The organism is Clostridium beijerinckii (genome assembly GCF_036699995.1).
Lineage (GTDB): Bacteria > Bacillota > Clostridia > Clostridiales > Clostridiaceae > Clostridium > Clostridium helianthi.
Window position 1 is genome coordinate 4,900,619 of record NZ_CP144906.1, and the last position, 19,171, is coordinate 4,919,789.

The window sequence follows — 19,171 nt, forward strand, 5'->3', positions numbered from 1 at the left end:
TTGCAATAAACTTAATTTGTAATAGCAATTTTTAGGTGTAACTTTACTTTTTAAAGGAAACTCGACTCACATTCGTTCGCTGAGTAAGTTCGATAAACCAAATCATAGATTTGGATTCTCACTTAAATATATTAAAAAATGCATCTAAAAACTCTTCAGTAGCCAGCAGCTTTTCATATAATCCATTTTCCGTATAATCTCTTTTTATTTCCTTCATGATACCAAGCCTCAAATCTCTTGGATATAAGTTTAGAAGTTCTGAAAATAGCCTTAAATTTCTTTCTATAGAACTATTCTCTAAATATCTTAACGAATTTTTTGACAATATATATAATCTAGAATGATTTTCCTTTTCTATTTTTTCCTTTAGCTCAAAATTTAAAATATCATTGCTGAATATATCTTCAACCTTTACTAAAGGTGTTTTTAGATTGATTAAAAAATTTCCAAAATCATTTGCAATACTAATTCCAACATTTCCTTTTACAACATTCAGTAAAGTATCTAAAGAGTATTTCCCCTTATTCTTCACAAATATTTTATATGCTTTTGATACTCTCTCCCAGCTTCTTGGAGTAGCTTTTATTGTTTCTTCTGAATCAGGAGTATGTAGATATTCTGGAAATGTAGACAAAAATTCTATTATATGTTCGTCAATATTTCCATCCTTACTCATTCCCCACTTAATCCATTCTTTAATGTCAGAATCAAGCCTTACCCAAACAAATCTATCTTCTTGAGCTGGATCCATATCAACAACATCATATTGACTACTATTAAATCCATCATTTTTATTAGAAGGATTCATTGCAGCTATTACTTTAACTCTTTCATCTAATATATATCCATTAATCTCTCTATTTAATATAAGATTCATAAGTTCTTGTGCTACAGCATGATCGCATCTATTCAATTCATCTATAAATAAAATGACATTTCTGTTTGTGTCTTCATCTAATGCTTTTTTGATTTCAATAAGCTTACTATGTGTTGCATATATAGTCGTTCTATTTTCAACTACAGGAAGTCCTCCTATTTCCCCTTCTTTTAGTAAGTTAGCATCTATTGTAACAAGGTAATGCCCATTTTCTTTTGCTATGCGCTTAACTAATGAAGTCTTTCCAACTCCACTTTCTCCTATAATTAAAGGTACATCATTTGATGCAACTATTAAATCTACTGTGTTTAAACACTCTGAATAATTCAATCTTTTCGCCTCCACTCTTATATAGATAATTTATAATCTACTAGAAACTTTTTAGCGTTGGTGCTTCCATATTCTCTAACAAAATTAATTTTATCCATCTCCAAAACCTCTAACTCTAGAAAATCTTCAATGTATTTCTTACTAATATTATCTTGTCTAATTTTTTCTTGAAGCACCTCAACTACTAGTTCTACATCTATGCTTTCATAAATATACTTAACTACATTTATATTTTCATATATAAATTTTTTTATTTCATCTAAATCATAGTTAGAAATATAATTTATAGCTTCCCCATTTAGTTCTATAGCTTTTATTTTCGCCCTAAGGCTTGGATTTTTTATAAATCTAATTGCTACATAGTAGTTTTCTATAGCTTTAAGCTGAATTTCTTCAGAAGGATTCTCTATATATTTAATTGCATCATAGTCCCTACTAACAGCTAATAATTGAAGTTCCTCGCTAGGATTCTCTACAAATTGTATAGCCCATCCTTTAGTCTTAATAGCTTCCTTTATCACCTTTTCAGTAGGATTATTTATTAACTCTAAAGAGTTCCACAAACTTTTAACACACATTATAGCGATTTCTTCATTAACGTCTTTAATATATTTTACTGACAATGGAGTATTTGCAACAGCTTGTTTTTGTACATCTCTGCTAGGATTCTTGATATATCTAATATTGTTACCATTATTCTTAACAATAAATAATTCTAATTCCTCATCAACTTTGTCTAGTTCCTGAATATATTCAGGATTGTTTTTCAATCTCAATAATAGTTGATCTCTATCCATTTTTATCTCCTTATTATATATATTAATTTCATATTATGTTATTTCTATATAAAACATTATACTTGATATTGCCGACATATTCACTATGCTTGATTAATAAACACAGTCTACTTCGATGGTACTTAATAAATATTTAATATTCTATAAAAAAATATAGCTGCAGATATTTCTTTTAAATATTGAAAATCTACAGCTATATTTTAAGTTATTTGAACAATAAAACATAATTTTCCTTATGAACTAAATATACAAAAATTCTTAATCTGTATATTTTTCAATTTCTCTTTTAACAGAAAACAATAAACTATTTAGCTCCCAAACTTCGCCATCTTCTATTAACTTATTTAAAGTTTTTTGGAATCTGGCTGCCTCTGTTTCCTTACCTAGTGAAATTAAAGTTAATAGTAAATTCATTATATTTGAAATTAAATGCGATTTAACCTCAAACAACTTTTGCGCATCTTTAATTTCATCTTTGATTTCTAACATTTCTTCATCTAATCTAAATGCTGCATCCGCAGATCTTTTAAGTTTTTCCTTTAATTGCTCTGGTATATGTTGCTTATATTTGTAATTAAGAGAATGTTCTATAGTTGCCCAGAAATTCATTGCTAATGTCCTTATTTGAAATTCAGCTAAAATTTCAAATAATCCTTCTGCCATATTTACAGGATATTTTATTATCATATGATAACTTCTATAACCACTTTCTTTGACATTCCTTACATAATCCTTCTCATAAAGTATTTGCATATCTTTACGTTCTCTTAATATCTGCACAACTGTGTCTATATCATCAACAAACTGACACATTATTCTTATACCTGCAATATCCTCAAGTTCATATCTAATCCTATCTATTGGTATTTCAAATTTGTTAGCTTTTTCTAACATACTTGATACTTCTTTTACTCTTCCTGTTACAAACTCTATAGGTGAATATTCATTTTTTTTTCTATATTCTTTTCTAATTGATTTTAACTTAACTTTCAGTTCATCTACTGCTTGCTCATAAGGCATTAAGAAAACCTTCCAATCATTCATTGCCATTATATCACCCTTTAATACATTACTATCATTTCTCAATTTCATCCTTATCTATTATATCAAAAACTTTAAATTAAGTGTAATTAATAATAAATAAACTATTTAAAAAATATTCATATGAATGCGTTTAATATGTTATAATCAATGTATAATATAGAATTTTATTCTAGATTGTATTTTTGATGGGGTGACTGAAAATGAGTGATACGAGTATATTAAATCATCTTTTTGACAAACAGATAATCTGTCCTGTTTGTAATTCACATTTTAAAGCTAAAACAGTTAAATCTAAGTCACCACGAGTTATTTCTAAGGATTCAGATTTCTTTATAAGATACTCTGTAGTAAATCCGTATTTTTATGATGTATTAATATGTAATTCGTGCGGCTACGCTGCAATGAGATCAGATTTCGAAAAACTAAAATTGCATAAAAAAGAACTTGTTTTAAGCAACGTAACACCAAAATGGAAACCGAGAGAATATCCACATATCTTAGATGAAAAATTAGCAATTGAGCGCTATAAATTGGCCTTATTAAATGCCATGCTTATTGATTTACCAAACAGTACAAAAGGGATGATTTCTCTAAAAATTGCTTGGATGTATAGATTATTGGATAATAGTATTCAAGAAACTTTATTTTTAAAACAAGCTCTCGAAGGATTCAATACTGCTTATATGACTGAGATTTTTCCTATATATGGCTTACAAAGAGATTCTTTAATGTATCTTTTGGGAGAATTAAACCGAAGATTAGGAAATAATCAAGATGCATTACAATGGTACTCTAAAACTATTGTTAATACAAATTCTTCTTATAAAATTAAAGAGATGGCTCGCGTTGGAAAAGATTTAATTAAAACTGCCAACACATAAAAATATATTTTTATTTATCATTTCAAGGGGGAATATAACATGGGATTTTTTAACAAAAACAGTAATAAAAATACTACTATGACAGAAACTATTGTATCAAATGTTTCTAACAGTGGGGAAAACAATACTAACGCTAGTCAAAAAAATTTAACCAACATCAATGATTTAAGAGAAAAAGCTTCTTTAATTGATAATTCTATAAAGAACGCTTCATCTACTGCATCAGAATTAGTATCTTCTGCTGAAGCTCAAAATAGAGAAATAAGCAATGTAAAGAATATTTTATCAGGTTTTCGTGCTAATATGGAAGACTTAGCAATTAACATTACTAATGTTCACATTAAAGTGTTAGATACTGATAAATTGGCTGATACAGGATTAAATACAATAGGAAATTTAGATACATCTCTAAATGAGCTTGAAGACGCTTTCACAATATCAACTTCAACAGTAAATGCTTTAGTATCAAAACTAGAGTCTGTAAATAGTATAACTGATTCCATAAGCCAAATCGCAAGCCAAACTAATCTTCTATCATTAAACGCGGCTATAGAGGCAGCAAGAGCTGGTGAAGCTGGTAAAGGATTTTCTGTTGTCGCAGGTGAAGTTAGAAAGCTTGCAGAGAACTCAAAACTTGCTGTTCAAAGTATAACTAGTATACTTGAAGAAATTAAAGTGGACATATTAAAAGCTTCTAATGCAATGAATTCTGGTAATTCAGCATTAACAACTCAACATAACTCACTACAAGAAGCTAAAACTAGTTTTTCTGATATTAAAACTTCTATAGAAGATGCCACTGAAGAAATTAGCACTTGCATAGAGAATTTGACTACTGCTTCTGAAGCAAAAGATACTGTTATTAATTCTATTGATAACATAAGCGTTCTTTTCAAAGAACATGAATCTTTATCAAAAGAAATTATTACAGATCTTAATAACCAAGAAGATGCTATTAAAAAGATGAGTAATTCAATAGAACATTTATCATAGATTTTAAAATCTATTTATTAATAAATAACAAAAGCTATCTAATATTTTCAATTAGATAGCTTTTGTTATTTCAATTATACTATAATTTTATTCTTCAATAGAAATGATGTAGCTACAGTTAAATTCTTTTCCTTCTTCTAATGACATTATTCCTTCTTTATCCTTAAATTCTCCATTAAAATCTCCATAATCAGCATGACCAAACCAAGGTTCTATACATACAAATGGAGCGCCATCAACTGGAGCCCATATTCCCATGTAAGGAAATCCATCAAACTCCACACTTAAAGACTTATTATGATTCTTTGATTTTATTGTAATTTTATTTGATTTTAAATCATCAAATACTAATGCGTCATCTTTAAATATATCTTTTTTAAGTTCAATAATATCACTATTAGTTAGATAATCTTTTTTTTCATGGGTAAAATATGTATTCTTATCAAAACACATAATTGAACTATTCTCTATCTCATTAAACTTAATATAATAATCCTCTAATATCTCTGTTTTTTCAATTGGACACATAAATGCTGGATGAGCTCCAATTGAAAAATAGATTTTTTTATCATCCAAGTTGATAACTTTATAACTTACCTTTACACTATTTTCTTTAATAGTATAAGTAACTTGCAAAGAAAACTTATATGGATATACTTCAAGACTTTTATCCGAGAACTTTAACTCAAAAGTAATAGATTCATTGCTTTGACTTAGCAATGTAAATTGAGAAATTCTTGCTAACCCATGAGATGGTAATTCATATTCCTTTCCAGCAACTCTATACTTAGAATCCTTTAACTTTCCTATTATAGGAAATAAATGCGGTGCGTGGTATTTCCAATATTCCGGATTGCCATTCCAAAGATATTCAGTGCCTTCCTTCTTGCCTGTTATAGAGTGTAGCTCAGCGCCATTCTCACTAGCAGTAATTTTAATTTTTTCATTTTCTAAGGAATAAATCATAAAACGTCACTCCAAATCTTATTATAATTATGTAAAGAGATATAACGTATTTATCACAGTTATATCTATAATAATATGTAAATACAATTACCTAATTGCTTATTATTAATATTATTCAGATTAATTTTAGGCTCAAACAAATCTTCTATTTATATTTGTTGAATAAATTTTATTCTATATTTATCTGCCTCATAATATCTTTTTGGGATCAAAATTCAAGTAATCTGCTGATGTTAGTATATATTCTACTCCATCTAAATATCCATTTAATACTTTTCCAAGTAGTACTGGACCATGCAAATGTCCATATATAACTTTTTCTACTTTGTATTCTTTAATCATTCGTGTAAATTCAGATTCCTCAAATTTATCATTTGTAGGAGGATAATGAAGCATAACAATTATCTTTTCAAATCCACTATTTTTCGCAGCATCTAACGAAAGTTTCAACCTTATCTGTTCTCTGGTATATATTTTTTCATCCTTGCTAGTATATTTATCTCCGCCTGGGCACATCCATCCTCTAGTCCCACATATAGCATAATCTTCATAAGTATAAAAATTATTTTGGAGAAACTTGGTATTTTCATACATCTTATTTAATTTCGATATGCTTCCCCACCAATAATCATGGTTTCCTTTGCTTATAATCTTTTTACCTGGTAATTCGTTTATCCAATCCAAATCATATTTACTATCCGTCTCTTTCAAAGACCAGGATATATCTCCAGCTATAAGCACCATATCTTTTTCAGTTATCTTTTTAAGCCAATTTTCTTTTATTTTATCAGAATGCGCTTTCCACTTGTCTCCAAAAATGTCCATTGGCTTTTCAACATTAAAACCTAAGTGTAAATCTGAAATAGTATAAAGTGCCATTTTTCTCACCTTCCGTGTTTCTTCTGTCTATAGTCTCTTCTTATCTAAATCAGTAAGAAAAGCAATTACATGAGCTACTGCTTCATATAATTCCGTAGGAATTTCATCTCCAACATCTACATTACACAATAAATCAGTTAGTTCTTTATTGTATACTATTGGTACTTCATTTTGTGTCGCTTTTTCTATTATTTTATCTGCAATATGCCCCATTCCAGCTGCTGTAACTACTGGTGTATCGCTATTAAATTCATATTTTAATGCTGCGGCCTTCTTCCTCTGATTCATATTCCTGTACACTCCTAACCGATATTTTCAATAGTTCTAAAATGTACAATTAAAGCTAAAATTCCTTCTGAATCTAAAAGTAATTATAATTAAGGCTCCTTTATTGCACATTAACTGCATATTTTAAATGAATACACTAATTATTATACCTTAATATCGATAGCAGAAATAGTTAAATCGTTAAAGAAATTTCTACAACTTACTAAGTCTACAGGCTTTTCCTTCATAGATACACTTATATTAACAAATAGCCCAAGTGTTGATAATCCATCTACTAACTTAGATTTATTATTGTTTAAAATAGATGTAAAATGGCTTTCACATTTTAAATTCACATCAATTCTATTATCTCTTAATGTCAAATATCCATCAACCTCTCCCAAATTAGCTGTTTTAACACTAACAACCATTTTAGCATTAGTTTTATCTATTTTTTTGCCATCTTTTCTATTATCTTTTATTATAAGCTTACATGGATATTCTTGACTATTTGCATTTATAGGAATATTTAAATAATAATACTCATTGCTTATAGAATTGAATACCTTAATATCATTTATATTATTTTTTATTAAATCCATTATTTTTTCATATCCAGCATCCTTTAAATCCACATGCGCTATTAAGTTCTTAACTATATCTCTTACTCCATCTATTTTAAATTTCATATCTGCTTTTATAGCTTCTTTGCTATCTAAATTACTTCTTAATAGTAAATCCTCATTTTTTAGATCAGCAAAGTTTTCCTTAGATGATGTCGATAATTCCTTAGGCTGTATATTTCCACCTTTATCATTAGATCCTGTTTCCTCATAGTGATCTTTTCCTTCAATTCTATTATTCAATAATTTATTGAATTCTTTATATTCACTATCAGTAAGTTTGACTTCTCTACCTTCAATATTACTCAATAATATTTCTAATTTATTTTTATTTGATGATTCTATAAGACTTTGTGCTTGTGTCTTGGGCTCATTATCAGTTGTCATTCCATTACCAATTGCTTCCTTTATTAGATCAACTATTTCTTTATTATTTAATTTCTCAATTAATGAGGATGGAAGATTTACTTTTTGAGTATTTAAATTATTCTTTTCATTATCAGCAAGCTTTTGAGCTATATTTAGTTCACTATCTTCACTTCCTGCTAATGTTTTCAATACGTCTAGAACATTTATTTTCCTATTCGAAGGATCATTCTCATTATACAACTTCGATGCTATTGCTTTAGTTGTATCTGTATTATTCTTCATTAGATCAAGTTCTTTGTCTATAGTTTTATTTTTAACTACAGTCTCAAAGTTATTATTTGGTGATTCTATAAAATTTAATGACTCATTCATTTTCTTTAATATTTGCTCTATTGATGAATTTCCTTTAAACAACTTATTAAAACTATCTATACTTTCTTCTGAAAAATCCAAGTTGTTTTCTATAAATGTAAGTATATCGTCTTGTGTCATATTCTTAAATTCATTCAAGAACTTGGTAAGCATCTCTTTAACTGCTTGACCTTCCTCACTATTACCAGATATATTCTTACTTTGAAGATACGTTTGAATAAATGCATCTATTTCCTTTGGATTGGAACTTATCTTTCCATTAAATTGAATTAATCCTTTAATCAAATTAATATTATCTCTAGTTAGAGGAAGATTACGTTTAACCATCTGTTTTAAAATATCAATATCTTCCTTTGAAAGACCTTCCTTATCAATTATTTCCTGAAAGCTTTCATCGCCAGTTGATTTTTCATCTACAGAATCCTCAACTAGTTTTAATTTTAACTTTCCATTTTCAAATCCGTTTACTTGGAACTTAACTAACTTAAGATCATCCAAATTAATATTTCCTTCAAGCTCAGCGATAAACTGCCATCCATCTGATAACTTGACTGTAATATCTTTTCCATCTCCCTTTGCAACTACTCTTCCTGTAAAGCGTTCCCCTACTTCAAAAGTTAACTTGCTAGAAATTTTCTTTGTATTTATATTATATCCATTATTTATATTCCAAATTCCCGGCATATTATCTTCTCCCCTACTAATTTCATTCGTACTTTCCCGATCAATTACTCTATTATACTTATCGTATGAACATAGCATAAGTTAACTAAAAAATAAAATGTTATTAATTACAATCTAATTATTTATATTTAAATATTCATCATGATTAATCTATTATAATATTACCGAGTATTTTCTTATTCGATATAACATTATAGCATTTATGCTTTCAAATTTTAATATTATAAAAAATAAGGTGAAGATTCCGTTTTAAAGAACCCTCACCTCTATCATTATCTTATTAAATTTACTTAATAATCTATTTATATTCTTTAACTTCTTCTTCTCCGTTAAATACTCTAATTACGCCTTGTGCTAAAGCAAGCATTTCATCTTCACCAGGATAGATCACTATAGGTGCTATAAACCCTACTCGTTCTCTTATTAAATTAACCATTGGCTTTCCATATGCCATTCCCCCAGTTAAAATTATAGCGTCAACATTACCATTAAGTACTGTTGCTGCCGCACCTATCTCCTTTGAAACTTGATATCCCATAGCATCGTGTACAATCTTAGCCTTTGGATCTCCATCTAGTGCAGCACTTTCTACAACCCTAGCATCATTTGTGTCGAGATAAGCTACAAAGCCACCTTTTCCTGTTATTTTCTTTAAAATTTCTTCCAATGTATATTTTCCGCTAAAACACATTCTAGCTAAATCACCTGATGGAACTCCTCCACTTCTTTCTGGAGAGAAGGCCCCTTCACCGTCAAGAGCATTATTAACATCTACTATTTTTCCTTTTTTATGAGCTCCTACAGAAACACCACCACCCATATGTGCTACGATAACATTTACATCTTCATAATTTTTAGAGTTCTCTCTAGCGTATCTTTTAGCTACTGCCTTTTGATTTAGTGCATGAAAAATACTCTTTCTAGGAAGTTCTGGAACACCCGATAATCTAGCTATTTCTTCCATTTCATCTACTACCACTGGATCTACTATGAATGCAGATTTACCAATTGTTTTTGAAATTTCATTTGCTATTATAGCTCCTAAATTAGATGCATGCTCTCCTTTAACACTTTCCTTTAAATCTCTTAACATATTATCATTTACCTTATATGTCCCACTTAGGATTGGCTTTAAAAGTCCTCCCCTACCTACTACTGCATCCAATTCTTTTATATCTATTTTATTATCTTTCAATATCTTCAATATAACTTCTGTTCTAAAGTTTTGTTGATCAGAGATGTGTTTAAATTTTCCTATCTCTTCTGAAGAATGTCTTATAGTTTCTCCAAATACTTCCTTTTCATCCTCAAATACAGATATTTTTGTTGACGTAGAACCTGGGTTTATTATTAACAATTTATAGTTCACACTTTTTCCTCCCTTAAGATTTTATTTTCAATATTCCCACATGACCTGTAAAATTAAATTTTATAGTAATTCAAAATATTAATTGCTACTGCCATTAATGAAAATTTTGTAGAAAATACAATTATATTGGCGATAATATTATATACTGTATATTGGATTATTACAAGAAATAATTACTATATAATTTAAACCTTTTCATCACTTTACTATTATAACCTGAAACTATATTAATTAACAAATACTTTTTTCGTATAATTAGGATATTTAATAAGTTTTTAAATAAAAAATCACTTGTGACTAATTAGTAATTCACAAGTGATTTTTATTTACACTTAGTAACTTAATATATTGGAATAAAGTATACTATATATTAATAATATACTTTATACTTTATTTTTTTGTTAAATGCTATTAAAATTATACTTATTTTTTCTACTTATATCCTCTTTCTTTATCCAATGCTTCATCTCTAATTTCTTCTCTCATGCCTCGAAGTGCTTCTTCTCTTCTATCATTCTTCTCTTTTAATGTTTGTTGCATTTTAGGATCATCAGTTTTTTCTATCATTTCATCTGCAAGTTCGCAATTCAAAATAGTTCTATCAATGTTATATTGAATTCTATCTACATTATCTTTTCTGTTATCTGGTTTGTTTTTCATAATTGCATCTCTCCTTTGTTTAAATATTGGAATTACTTATCTTCAAGTAATTTTCATTTTTTATTATTTACAAGATAATAATTTATTATGTACAAACATATGATGCCTATAAAAAATATAAATATTAATACATTTATTTTCCACACATTAATGAATTTAGTGGTGCAATACTATTATAGTCAGGAGGTGATTATATGAAAGCTCAATTAGCGCCACATGAAGCTATAGAAGTTAGAGAACTCATAAGCCAAGAAATGCTAGGAATAAAGAAAATTAACGCTAGCATGAATATGGTAGATGATAATGAACTAAAAAACTTTATGAAGGATTCCTTAGCCGCTAAAAAAACTGCTCTAAAAAATATACAATCTGTATTATCATAAGCAAGTTTATTACATATAGAAAGGAGAGAAATTTAAATGGATCAAAATAAGAATAACTCATTATCAGAAAAAGACATTGCTCTTGACTTAATAACAAGTTCAAAAGCAACAATAACAACTTTAGCAAAAGTATTAACAGAAACAACAAATTCAGAGCTACGAGATACACTTAAAGGTCAATTAACTGCTTGTGTTAATTCCCACTATAGATTATCAGACATAGCAGTAAATAAAGGTTGGTATAATGCTAATCAAGATCCTCAACAACAACTTCAAAAAGAATTATCATCTATAGGTTCAATAACTCAATAATATTACTTAATTATATTCAAGATTTTAATTTAGCTTGGAGGTGAAATTATGTCAAATAATAATAATAATAATAATAATAATAATAATAATAATAATAATAGCGGATTAGCTCCACACGAAATGATTGAACTAAGAGAATTAATGGATACTAATATTATAGGTGCTAAGAAAATACAAGCCAGCATGGCTATGGTAGATGATGATGAATTAAAATCTTTCATGGAAAAATGCCTAGATAGTAAAAAAGAAAATATAAATTCAATGCAAGATTTTATTGAAAATAAATTAAATATGCAATAAAAATAGGAGGTAGTTAATATGTCTTTTTTAGATAAGTTACTAGGAACTGATGATTCAACTCTAGCAGCTAGAGATATTGCTCAAGACATGCTTAAGGATTCTAAATTTGCTGTGACTTCTTTAGCTGCTGCTGCTACTGAAGCAGTAAATCCAGAATTAAGAGAAATGTTAAGAGGGCAATTAGATAAAGCTGTAGCTGAGCATTTTGAATTATCTGATATAGCTGTAGACAAGGGTTGGTATTCAGCTGAAGAGGCACCTATGGAACAGCTTAGAAATGAGTACGAAAACTCTCAAAATTTGAGCTAACAAAATATATAGTGAATTTTTGTGTCAGGCAAGAAGATAAATGCTGTTCCATTGAACACAATATTAATCTGACTTGCCGATACATCATTATAAAATATGATTAATATATTTGTATGTATTATAACTCATATTTCGCTGAATGCTATGCATTTCAGTGAAATATCTTTTCTTTATTTAAAGTTTGGAATAATATATATCTATATGTGAATTATTCCATAGTAAATTTCTAAACTATCCCTAATGGAATCATTATTAAATTTTTTGAAATATATACTTGTTAAATAGCATGTCCAACAAAAATACTTTCATCCAAACCTAAATAATTCAATATCTGCCGTTGATTATCTTTTAGTGGTTTTTGAAACTTTCTTATACAATTGTTATTAACTTTAATTACTTGTATAGGCACATACTCAAAGATACCCATTATAGCTTTTAAACTCGGCTTGGACATTTTTATTTTTCCAGGTCCAAGTATAATCGTATTATCTTTCTTCATCTCACGTCTGACTACATGTTCCATTACTGATAAAATCATTAAACCAATAAGTATCATGTATGTTAAGGCTTCAACTCTTTTGGGAGTTTTTACAAAAAGGTCATCTATAAACTCTGGTGCTTTTAGCTGCTGAAACTTTTTCTCTACGCTGCTTTGAGTTTTGTATTCTTTCAGCATTTCTTCACATGAAATATCAGAATCATTACTTGCTAAGATGAAAGTACACTCTCTTTCAATTGCTGCTTCAATTTTTGAATCTTCACGGTTAATTTCTAAATTAATAGTATATTCATATTCCTTTTGTGAATCCTTATTATCAGCTTTTTTACGCTTACGTTTTTCATTCATTTCAATATTCAAATTAACAGAATGGTATTTTAATTTTTTCCCTTTAGTCTTTAAAAACTCTTCTATTTCTTTTTGTGAATCTGCTTCGCACGCGAAGCTACGCTTGGAAAATACTTTGATTTTTTTCTCTAATTCGGCATATTCTTTTTCTGCATGCCTAGAAATAGTTTTCCTTTTGGTTTCTTCAAGAGTGAAGGAATAACAGACTGCCAGTTTAACTGGAATCCCCTTATATTCTGATTTATAATCTAATACTTGATATTTAACTTTTTTACCTTGGGCATTTTCAAAAATAACATCTTTTGTTAACTGTCTTTCACTAAAAAATTTACCAATATAGATTTTAGACATATTTGTTGTTTCAGGAGCTCTTGTTATAAATTTTATATCTCTACCATTTGCTTTATTAATATTTTCTTCTGTAAAAAATGCACTATCTGCAACATAGTAGAATGAATCTTTACTAGTTTTGGATTTTTTTAAAATTTCATCAACATCATCTATAGCGTCATTATTATAAGTTTTATCATCTGTATTACCCGAAAGAACTTTTGCGTCTACAACTATACCGTTAGCTGTTCCAATTCCAATTTTTATTTGTTTCTTATCATTTCTTTTATCTTTACTATATCCATAATCAATTGATATTTCATCTATTTTACCTTCTTCTGTTTCATACTGGCCCCACATTACCTTTGAGGTAGTATCGTAATTAATATTCTTTATACTCAATCCATACGTAGCGAAAGCAGTCATACTTATTTCAGAAAAAATTTTTCTTGGACCAGCTTCATGAAAATTATCAAGAAAACAGCCAAATCTATCATCTGTAAGATTATGAGGCTTCGCATCGCTGTTAAATGTCCCTTCAATATCAATATGTTCAAAATACTCATCCATAAGATATAATGGTCGTCTTGAATGACAAAGATTTGCTAACATCATTTGAGCCATTATCCCATAAGCTATATCAGGCTTTCTCCCATTTTGTTTAGTCAAATATTGATCAAAGATGTTGATAACTCCTAGTTTCTTACACATACCTGCTACAAGCGTCGCTTTTCCATGGCTATATGCTTCCATTTCAATATTTTCCAATAACAACTCTTTATCCATTCCAATCCCCCCATTAAATATTATTTGCATACCGTAATCATAATAATTTTTAGTCAAATAATATAGTGAATAGTTGAGGTTAAATAGGAAAAATTAGTTAGGCGGAATATGAGTTATAAATAATATTGTCATAGATACTATTTATACTCATTTGATATAAATATTCGAGAACTTTTAGCCTTTTATCTAGTAATAGAAAAAATAAAAAGTTGTTAACTAAAAGTTTTTATACCTTCAATTAACAACATATTTTATATGATAAAATTATTTAATTTCTATCTTATTATAATTTTTCTTTCCTCTTTTAATTAATACAGCACCATCCTGGAAGTCTTCCTCAGTTAAAATTCTATTAACTTCTTCAACTTTGACCCCATTAACAGACAAGCCGCCTTGCTCAATTAATCTTCTACCTTCTTTTTTAGATGGAATAATTTTAGTACTTGCCATTACATCTAATATAGGTAAACCAATTTCTTCTTTAGCTATAGTAACAGTTGGAACATTTGACATATCAGCTCCACCAGCAAATAATGCTGTTGCTGCTTCTTCTGCCTTCTTAGCTTCTTCTTCTCCATGAACAAGTTTAGTTATCTCATACGCAAGAACTTTCTTAGCCCCATTTATCTCAGCTCCTTCAAGCGCACCTAATCTCCTCACTTCATCCATTGGTAAGAATGTTAATAATGCCAAGCATTTTTCAACATCTGCATCATCTACATTTCTCCAATATTGATAAAAATCATATGGTGAAGTTTTTGCAGGATCTAACCATAATGCTCCTCCAACAGTCTTACCCATTTTTTGTCCTTGACTATTTGTAAGTAAAGTACAAGTCATAGCCATAGCTTCCCCTTGAGCTTTTCTTCTTACGAGTTCAACTCCAGCTATCATATTAGACCATTGATCATCTCCGCCAAGCTGCATTTTACAGTTATATTTCTGATTTAATTCATAAAAATCGTATCCTTGCATTAACATATAGTTAAATTCTAAGAATGATAATCCTTTTTCTAATCTTTGTTTAAAGCATTCTGCTGTTAACATTCTATTTACAGAAAAGTGAACTCCTACTTCTCTTAAGAAATCAACATAATTAAGATTTAAAAGCCAATCAGCATTGTTTGCTAATATTGCCTTACCATCAGAAAAATCTATAAATCTCTCCATTTGTTTCTTAATAGAATCTACATTATGCTGAATATCTTCTTTAGTAAGCATTTTTCTCATGTCAGTTTTACCACTTGGATCTCCAACCATAGCAGTTCCACCACCAATTAAAGCTATCGGTCTATGTCCTGCTCTTTGCATATGAGCCATAAACATCATTGCTATAAAGTGCCCTACATGTAAGCTATCTGCTGTTGGATCAAAACCTATATAGAAAGTTATTTTTTCATTCTCTAATAATTTTCTTGTTTCTTCTTCATGTGTAAATTGTTTTATGTATCCTCTCTCTAATAGCTCATCTAATACATTTGCCATTATAGTACCTCCTAAAATTTTCTTATTTGAGTTAATATAAACTAATTGCAGATTACAAGTCCAGGTTATAAAAACTATACGTATTTCTCAAAAAATATATTTTAGCTTCATAAATTTATTAAACTTTTTATCATAACTTTTTGTTACCTAAGTTTTTAACTTATACTGCATTTCAGGTTAATAGAGTAAGATTATTCTAAATTTCATATTAGAATTACTTATTATAGTATATCCTCAACCTTAAATTTTGGCAATAATTCATATTTTATATACACTTATTTAGATTAAAACTCCATGTCATTTAATCTCAACGCCTGGCAATATCACCTTAAAACTATGTTCTGCTCGTGAATTAATAAATTTAACTCTGCCTTTCCCTTTAAAAGAATTTTTAATAATTGTGAATCCTCTTCCGCTATTTAAAAATCTTCTTTTCTCATCTAAAGAAATTAGTTTTTCATATAACCAAATATTTCTTTTATTATAGTTAGTTCTTTGCCCTTTTACATTCTCATCTATGAACTCACCAGGACTTGAAATAATAATCTTATTCCTATCTATAATTATTTCGATTATTTTATTCAAATCAAAGTACTCCCTATATAGAACTGCATTCTTTATTGCTTCAATTATTGCTTGCATTGGATAATTCTTTGGTAATATCTCTTTTATTTTTTCTTCTGCACTATCTATCATAGATAAAAGATTTCCTTGAATTATGTGCAATTCTCCATTGGCTTTTTCTAACTTATTAATGATTTTTATCATATTGTTAGGAATATATATATAATTCTTATCAGAAAATACAAGCAATCCTCCATATGTGCATTTAAGAGGTGCGCCTTCTTTATGTTCAAAGGCTATTCCTGCACTTAACAGTAAAAATCTCTTATTTTCTTCATTAATTTCTATGCCTTTTTTACTGAAATATCTATTAACTAATTCCATATTTAAAATATCAATGCTACTTTTTATAAGAGGGCAAGTTTCAATGGTTAAACTTAGATTTTCCTCCAGTAGCACAATTAATTCTTGCTTTCTCATTACATCTGTAGTAGAACCTCTCCTTATATAAAAAGCTCCATTATCTCTAACTTGATATGGCTTTTGTCCCCCATCATAAATTGATATTACGCCTATTTTCTTATTTTTAATCTCTACGAAATCAACTTCTATTGGTATTGGAGGCTCACATCTTGTCGTTATTATTTGCTGTATCTGCTCTTCTTTAAACATGTCATTTTCTTGTATGCCTATAATATTCTTGGTTTTATCTTCAACTCCAACAATTATATATCCTCTTCCCCCACTCGAATTAGCTATGGCACATATATCTTTAGTTAATTCTTTCTTACCTGTCTCGCAGAAAAGCTCTAGTTTCAATTTAAAATCTAACTTTGTTCCTTCTTCTCTTTTTATCAAAGATAGTAACTTTTTACTATCCATAATATACCCTCCTTATATATTTATTAATAAATACCACAAGTTACAAAATATTTTACCGGATACTTTAAAGATGTATATAAATTTAGCCAATAACCACTTTTTAATTTAATAATAATTTTTTTACTTATCCACTATAAAATATTATTAGCCTAAATAATAAAAAAGCATTCTTATTAATATAAATAAGTTTGCTTTATAATATTATTATTAGATTTTAAATATATTTCCACTCAGAACTCTATTCTTACCACTTTTTTTAGCTTTATATAATAAATCATCAGCCTTACTTATAAGTTCATTTAAATCTGTACCATTTAAAGGAAAAAATGAAATTCCAAAACTTGCTGTTATAGACTCATCTCTACCGTTAAAATTAATTTTACTACCTTCAATTGTACGTCGTATAGCTTCAATTTTGCTATATACATTATCCTCACTAGTAAAATCTGAAATATATAGAATAAATTCTTCCCCTCCATATCTGGCGAAGATATCATTTTTATCTATTCCATATTTAACAATATTAGCTGTGTTAATCAAAATCTTATCACCAAATTGATGACCATATGTATCATTTACCTTCTTAAAATCATCTATATCTATCATTACTATGGCAAATTTATCGTTTAATTTTCTATTCTCATTCTTTTCTAAAAATTCAAAAAAGTATTTCCTATTATATATTCCAAGTAGAGGGTCTCTTTGATTTATTTTTTCTAATTCTTTATATAGCAAAGAATTTTCTATTGCAATTGCAATCTGGTTTGCAATCGACCTAAGGAAAAGTTTAAGCTCTATGTTCATAAATTTATAGAGATTATGTTCTACTACTATATATCCAATAAATTTTTCTCTCAACTTTATTGGCGATCCCATGATTGAGTGTATGTCTATTTTATGTTCTCCAGTCTGCTTCAAAGGCTTTCTAGAATTAACTAAGAATTCCTCTCCCTTGTTTATATGCACAAATTCCTTAGAAGTTAGATTTATATTCATATTCTCAATATTGCTCGCCTTAACTATCAACTCACCATTTTCTATCATAAATATGGTTGAATATGTAACTCCTAGTATTCCAAGAATCATGTCATTAATTAGAGATATTAAATTATCACTGCTAAAAAATGTATTTATATATTTACTTACTTCTATTATATTAGATAAAGAATCTATACTCTTTTCTAGTCTTACGTTTTTCTCATTTAGTTCTTGTATATGTTGTTCTGAAAACTTCTGATATGTTTCATATTCTATCTTTAGCGATTTATACAGCTTCTCATAATCCTGCATTTGTCCCACCATCCTCTAATCATACGAACTCCATGATTATATAACAACTTAAATTTACCATTATTTTATACTTAATACAATTATACTACAAGTAACAAAATAATTGAATACAATTACTTCAAGCTGTTTGTAAATTTTACTATATCTTTAAATTGCATATGTCCAGCATGTACACGCCATAAAAAATCATAATAAGGTTAATTATAATTAGTTTTTTTATAACGATTTTTACTATATTCTTCATCTCTCTTCAATTACTAGGAAAATTTTCATGAATTGCATCTTTCAATTTAGGATAAACTAATATTACAAAATTAATTTTACGAGGAGACAAAATAATGAGATTTATACAATGGCTTTTAGGTGTATTTATATTTTTATTGATATGTACACTATTTATACAATTTGGTAATTCGGTATTAAATATTGTATTACTTATTTCACTAATTATATTTGGTATAAGATTTTTAATTCAAAAGTATACCAATCGTTATTAGTTTCTAAAAGTTTAATTTCTGATATTAGATTTTTATATACATATCAAAACTACTATAGTTATGTATATTTTATAA

The 19,171-nt window shown here is 28.2% G+C and carries 19 protein-coding genes; 6 read left to right on the forward strand and 13 right to left on the reverse strand.

Going from position 1 to position 19,171, the window contains the following annotated elements; translation table 11 throughout:
• Positions 1–118 precede the first annotated feature (118 nt).
• The 3 genes from PZA12_RS22305 to PZA12_RS22315 form a co-directional block, all read right to left on the reverse strand.
• Complete coding sequence (locus PZA12_RS22305; protein ID WP_077837188.1) at positions 119–1,207, reverse strand: ATP-binding protein; 1,089 nt, start codon at positions 1,205–1,207, stop codon at positions 119–121.
• 17 nt (positions 1,208–1,224) lie between these two features.
• Complete coding sequence (locus tag PZA12_RS22310) at positions 1,225–2,004, reverse strand: hypothetical protein (protein ID WP_103698838.1); 780 nt, start codon at positions 2,002–2,004, stop codon at positions 1,225–1,227.
• 258 nt (positions 2,005–2,262) lie between these two features.
• Positions 2,263–3,054, reverse strand: a complete 792-nt coding sequence (locus PZA12_RS22315; RefSeq protein ID WP_103698856.1) for a GTP pyrophosphokinase — start codon at positions 3,052–3,054, stop codon at positions 2,263–2,265.
• Between the two features lie 194 nt (positions 3,055–3,248).
• On the opposite strand from PZA12_RS22315, the gene PZA12_RS22320 reads away from it, so the two are divergent.
• Complete coding sequence (locus tag PZA12_RS22320) at positions 3,249–3,929, forward strand: DUF2225 domain-containing protein (protein ID WP_077837186.1); 681 nt, start codon at positions 3,249–3,251, stop codon at positions 3,927–3,929.
• A 39-nt stretch (positions 3,930–3,968) separates the two neighbouring features.
• Positions 3,969–4,922 carry a methyl-accepting chemotaxis protein gene (locus PZA12_RS22325; RefSeq protein WP_103698837.1) on the forward strand — a complete coding sequence of 318 codons (954 nt, stop codon included), beginning with the start codon at positions 3,969–3,971 and terminating at the stop codon, positions 4,920–4,922.
• An 87-nt stretch (positions 4,923–5,009) separates the two neighbouring features.
• Here the strand turns inward: PZA12_RS22325 and PZA12_RS22330 are convergent, their stop codons facing one another.
• The 6 genes from PZA12_RS22330 to tlp all read right to left on the reverse strand — a co-directional run bounded on the left by PZA12_RS22330 (position 5,010) and on the right by tlp (position 11,111).
• The gene (locus PZA12_RS22330) at positions 5,010–5,888 is read right to left on the reverse strand and encodes an aldose 1-epimerase family protein (protein ID WP_103698836.1); all 879 of its coding nucleotides are present in this window, start codon (positions 5,886–5,888) and stop codon (positions 5,010–5,012) included.
• A 189-nt stretch (positions 5,889–6,077) separates the two neighbouring features.
• A complete protein-coding gene (locus PZA12_RS22335; RefSeq protein ID WP_077843877.1) occupies positions 6,078–6,767 on the reverse strand; it encodes a metallophosphoesterase in 690 nt (229 codons plus the stop codon).
• Positions 6,768–6,794: 27 nt separating this feature from the next.
• On the reverse strand, positions 6,795–7,055 hold the full coding sequence (locus PZA12_RS22340; protein WP_103698835.1) for an EscU/YscU/HrcU family type III secretion system export apparatus switch protein: 261 nt from the start codon (positions 7,053–7,055) through the stop codon (positions 6,795–6,797).
• Positions 7,056–7,198: 143 nt separating this feature from the next.
• Positions 7,199–9,082 (reverse strand): flagellar hook-length control protein FliK, encoded by a 1,884-nt coding sequence (locus PZA12_RS22345; protein ID WP_103698834.1) that lies wholly within the window; start codon positions 9,080–9,082, stop codon positions 7,199–7,201.
• A 298-nt stretch (positions 9,083–9,380) separates the two neighbouring features.
• Positions 9,381–10,451: a butyrate kinase gene (gene buk / locus PZA12_RS22350; RefSeq protein WP_103698833.1), complete on the reverse strand. Its 1,071-nt coding sequence runs from the start codon at positions 10,449–10,451 to the stop codon at positions 9,381–9,383.
• A 432-nt stretch (positions 10,452–10,883) separates the two neighbouring features.
• The gene (tlp, locus tag PZA12_RS22355; RefSeq protein ID WP_077837180.1) at positions 10,884–11,111 is read right to left on the reverse strand and encodes a small acid-soluble spore protein Tlp; all 228 of its coding nucleotides are present in this window, start codon (positions 11,109–11,111) and stop codon (positions 10,884–10,886) included.
• Between the two features lie 194 nt (positions 11,112–11,305).
• Between tlp and PZA12_RS22360 the strand changes: the two genes are divergently transcribed.
• The 4 genes from PZA12_RS22360 to PZA12_RS22375 are packed head-to-tail and all read left to right on the forward strand — an operon-like array spanning position 11,306 to position 12,415.
• Complete coding sequence (locus tag PZA12_RS22360) at positions 11,306–11,494, forward strand: hypothetical protein (RefSeq protein ID WP_012060766.1); 189 nt, start codon at positions 11,306–11,308, stop codon at positions 11,492–11,494.
• Positions 11,495–11,530: 36 nt separating this feature from the next.
• Complete coding sequence (locus PZA12_RS22365; RefSeq protein ID WP_077855258.1) at positions 11,531–11,806, forward strand: spore coat protein; 276 nt, start codon at positions 11,531–11,533, stop codon at positions 11,804–11,806.
• Between the two features lie 48 nt (positions 11,807–11,854).
• Positions 11,855–12,106 (forward strand): hypothetical protein, encoded by a 252-nt coding sequence (locus tag PZA12_RS22370; protein ID WP_103698832.1) that lies wholly within the window; start codon positions 11,855–11,857, stop codon positions 12,104–12,106.
• A gap of 18 nt (positions 12,107–12,124) precedes the next feature.
• Positions 12,125–12,415 carry a spore coat protein gene (locus tag PZA12_RS22375; RefSeq protein WP_078114394.1) on the forward strand — a complete coding sequence of 97 codons (291 nt, stop codon included), beginning with the start codon at positions 12,125–12,127 and terminating at the stop codon, positions 12,413–12,415.
• 277 nt (positions 12,416–12,692) lie between these two features.
• Here the strand turns inward: PZA12_RS22375 and PZA12_RS22380 are convergent, their stop codons facing one another.
• From PZA12_RS22380 to PZA12_RS22395, 4 genes are all read right to left on the reverse strand, one after another.
• Positions 12,693–14,378, reverse strand: coding sequence for an IS1634 family transposase (locus PZA12_RS22380; RefSeq protein WP_181006061.1), 1,686 nt, complete (start codon positions 14,376–14,378; stop codon positions 12,693–12,695).
• Between the two features lie 264 nt (positions 14,379–14,642).
• Positions 14,643–15,863 (reverse strand): tyrosine--tRNA ligase, encoded by a 1,221-nt coding sequence (gene tyrS, locus PZA12_RS22385; RefSeq protein WP_103699051.1) that lies wholly within the window; start codon positions 15,861–15,863, stop codon positions 14,643–14,645.
• Between the two features lie 297 nt (positions 15,864–16,160).
• Positions 16,161–17,309 (reverse strand): helix-turn-helix domain-containing protein, encoded by a 1,149-nt coding sequence (locus tag PZA12_RS22390; RefSeq protein WP_103699052.1) that lies wholly within the window; start codon positions 17,307–17,309, stop codon positions 16,161–16,163.
• A 207-nt stretch (positions 17,310–17,516) separates the two neighbouring features.
• Positions 17,517–18,599: a sensor domain-containing diguanylate cyclase gene (locus PZA12_RS22395; protein WP_077843883.1), complete on the reverse strand. Its 1,083-nt coding sequence runs from the start codon at positions 18,597–18,599 to the stop codon at positions 17,517–17,519.
• Between the last annotated feature and the right edge of the window lie 572 nt (positions 18,600–19,171).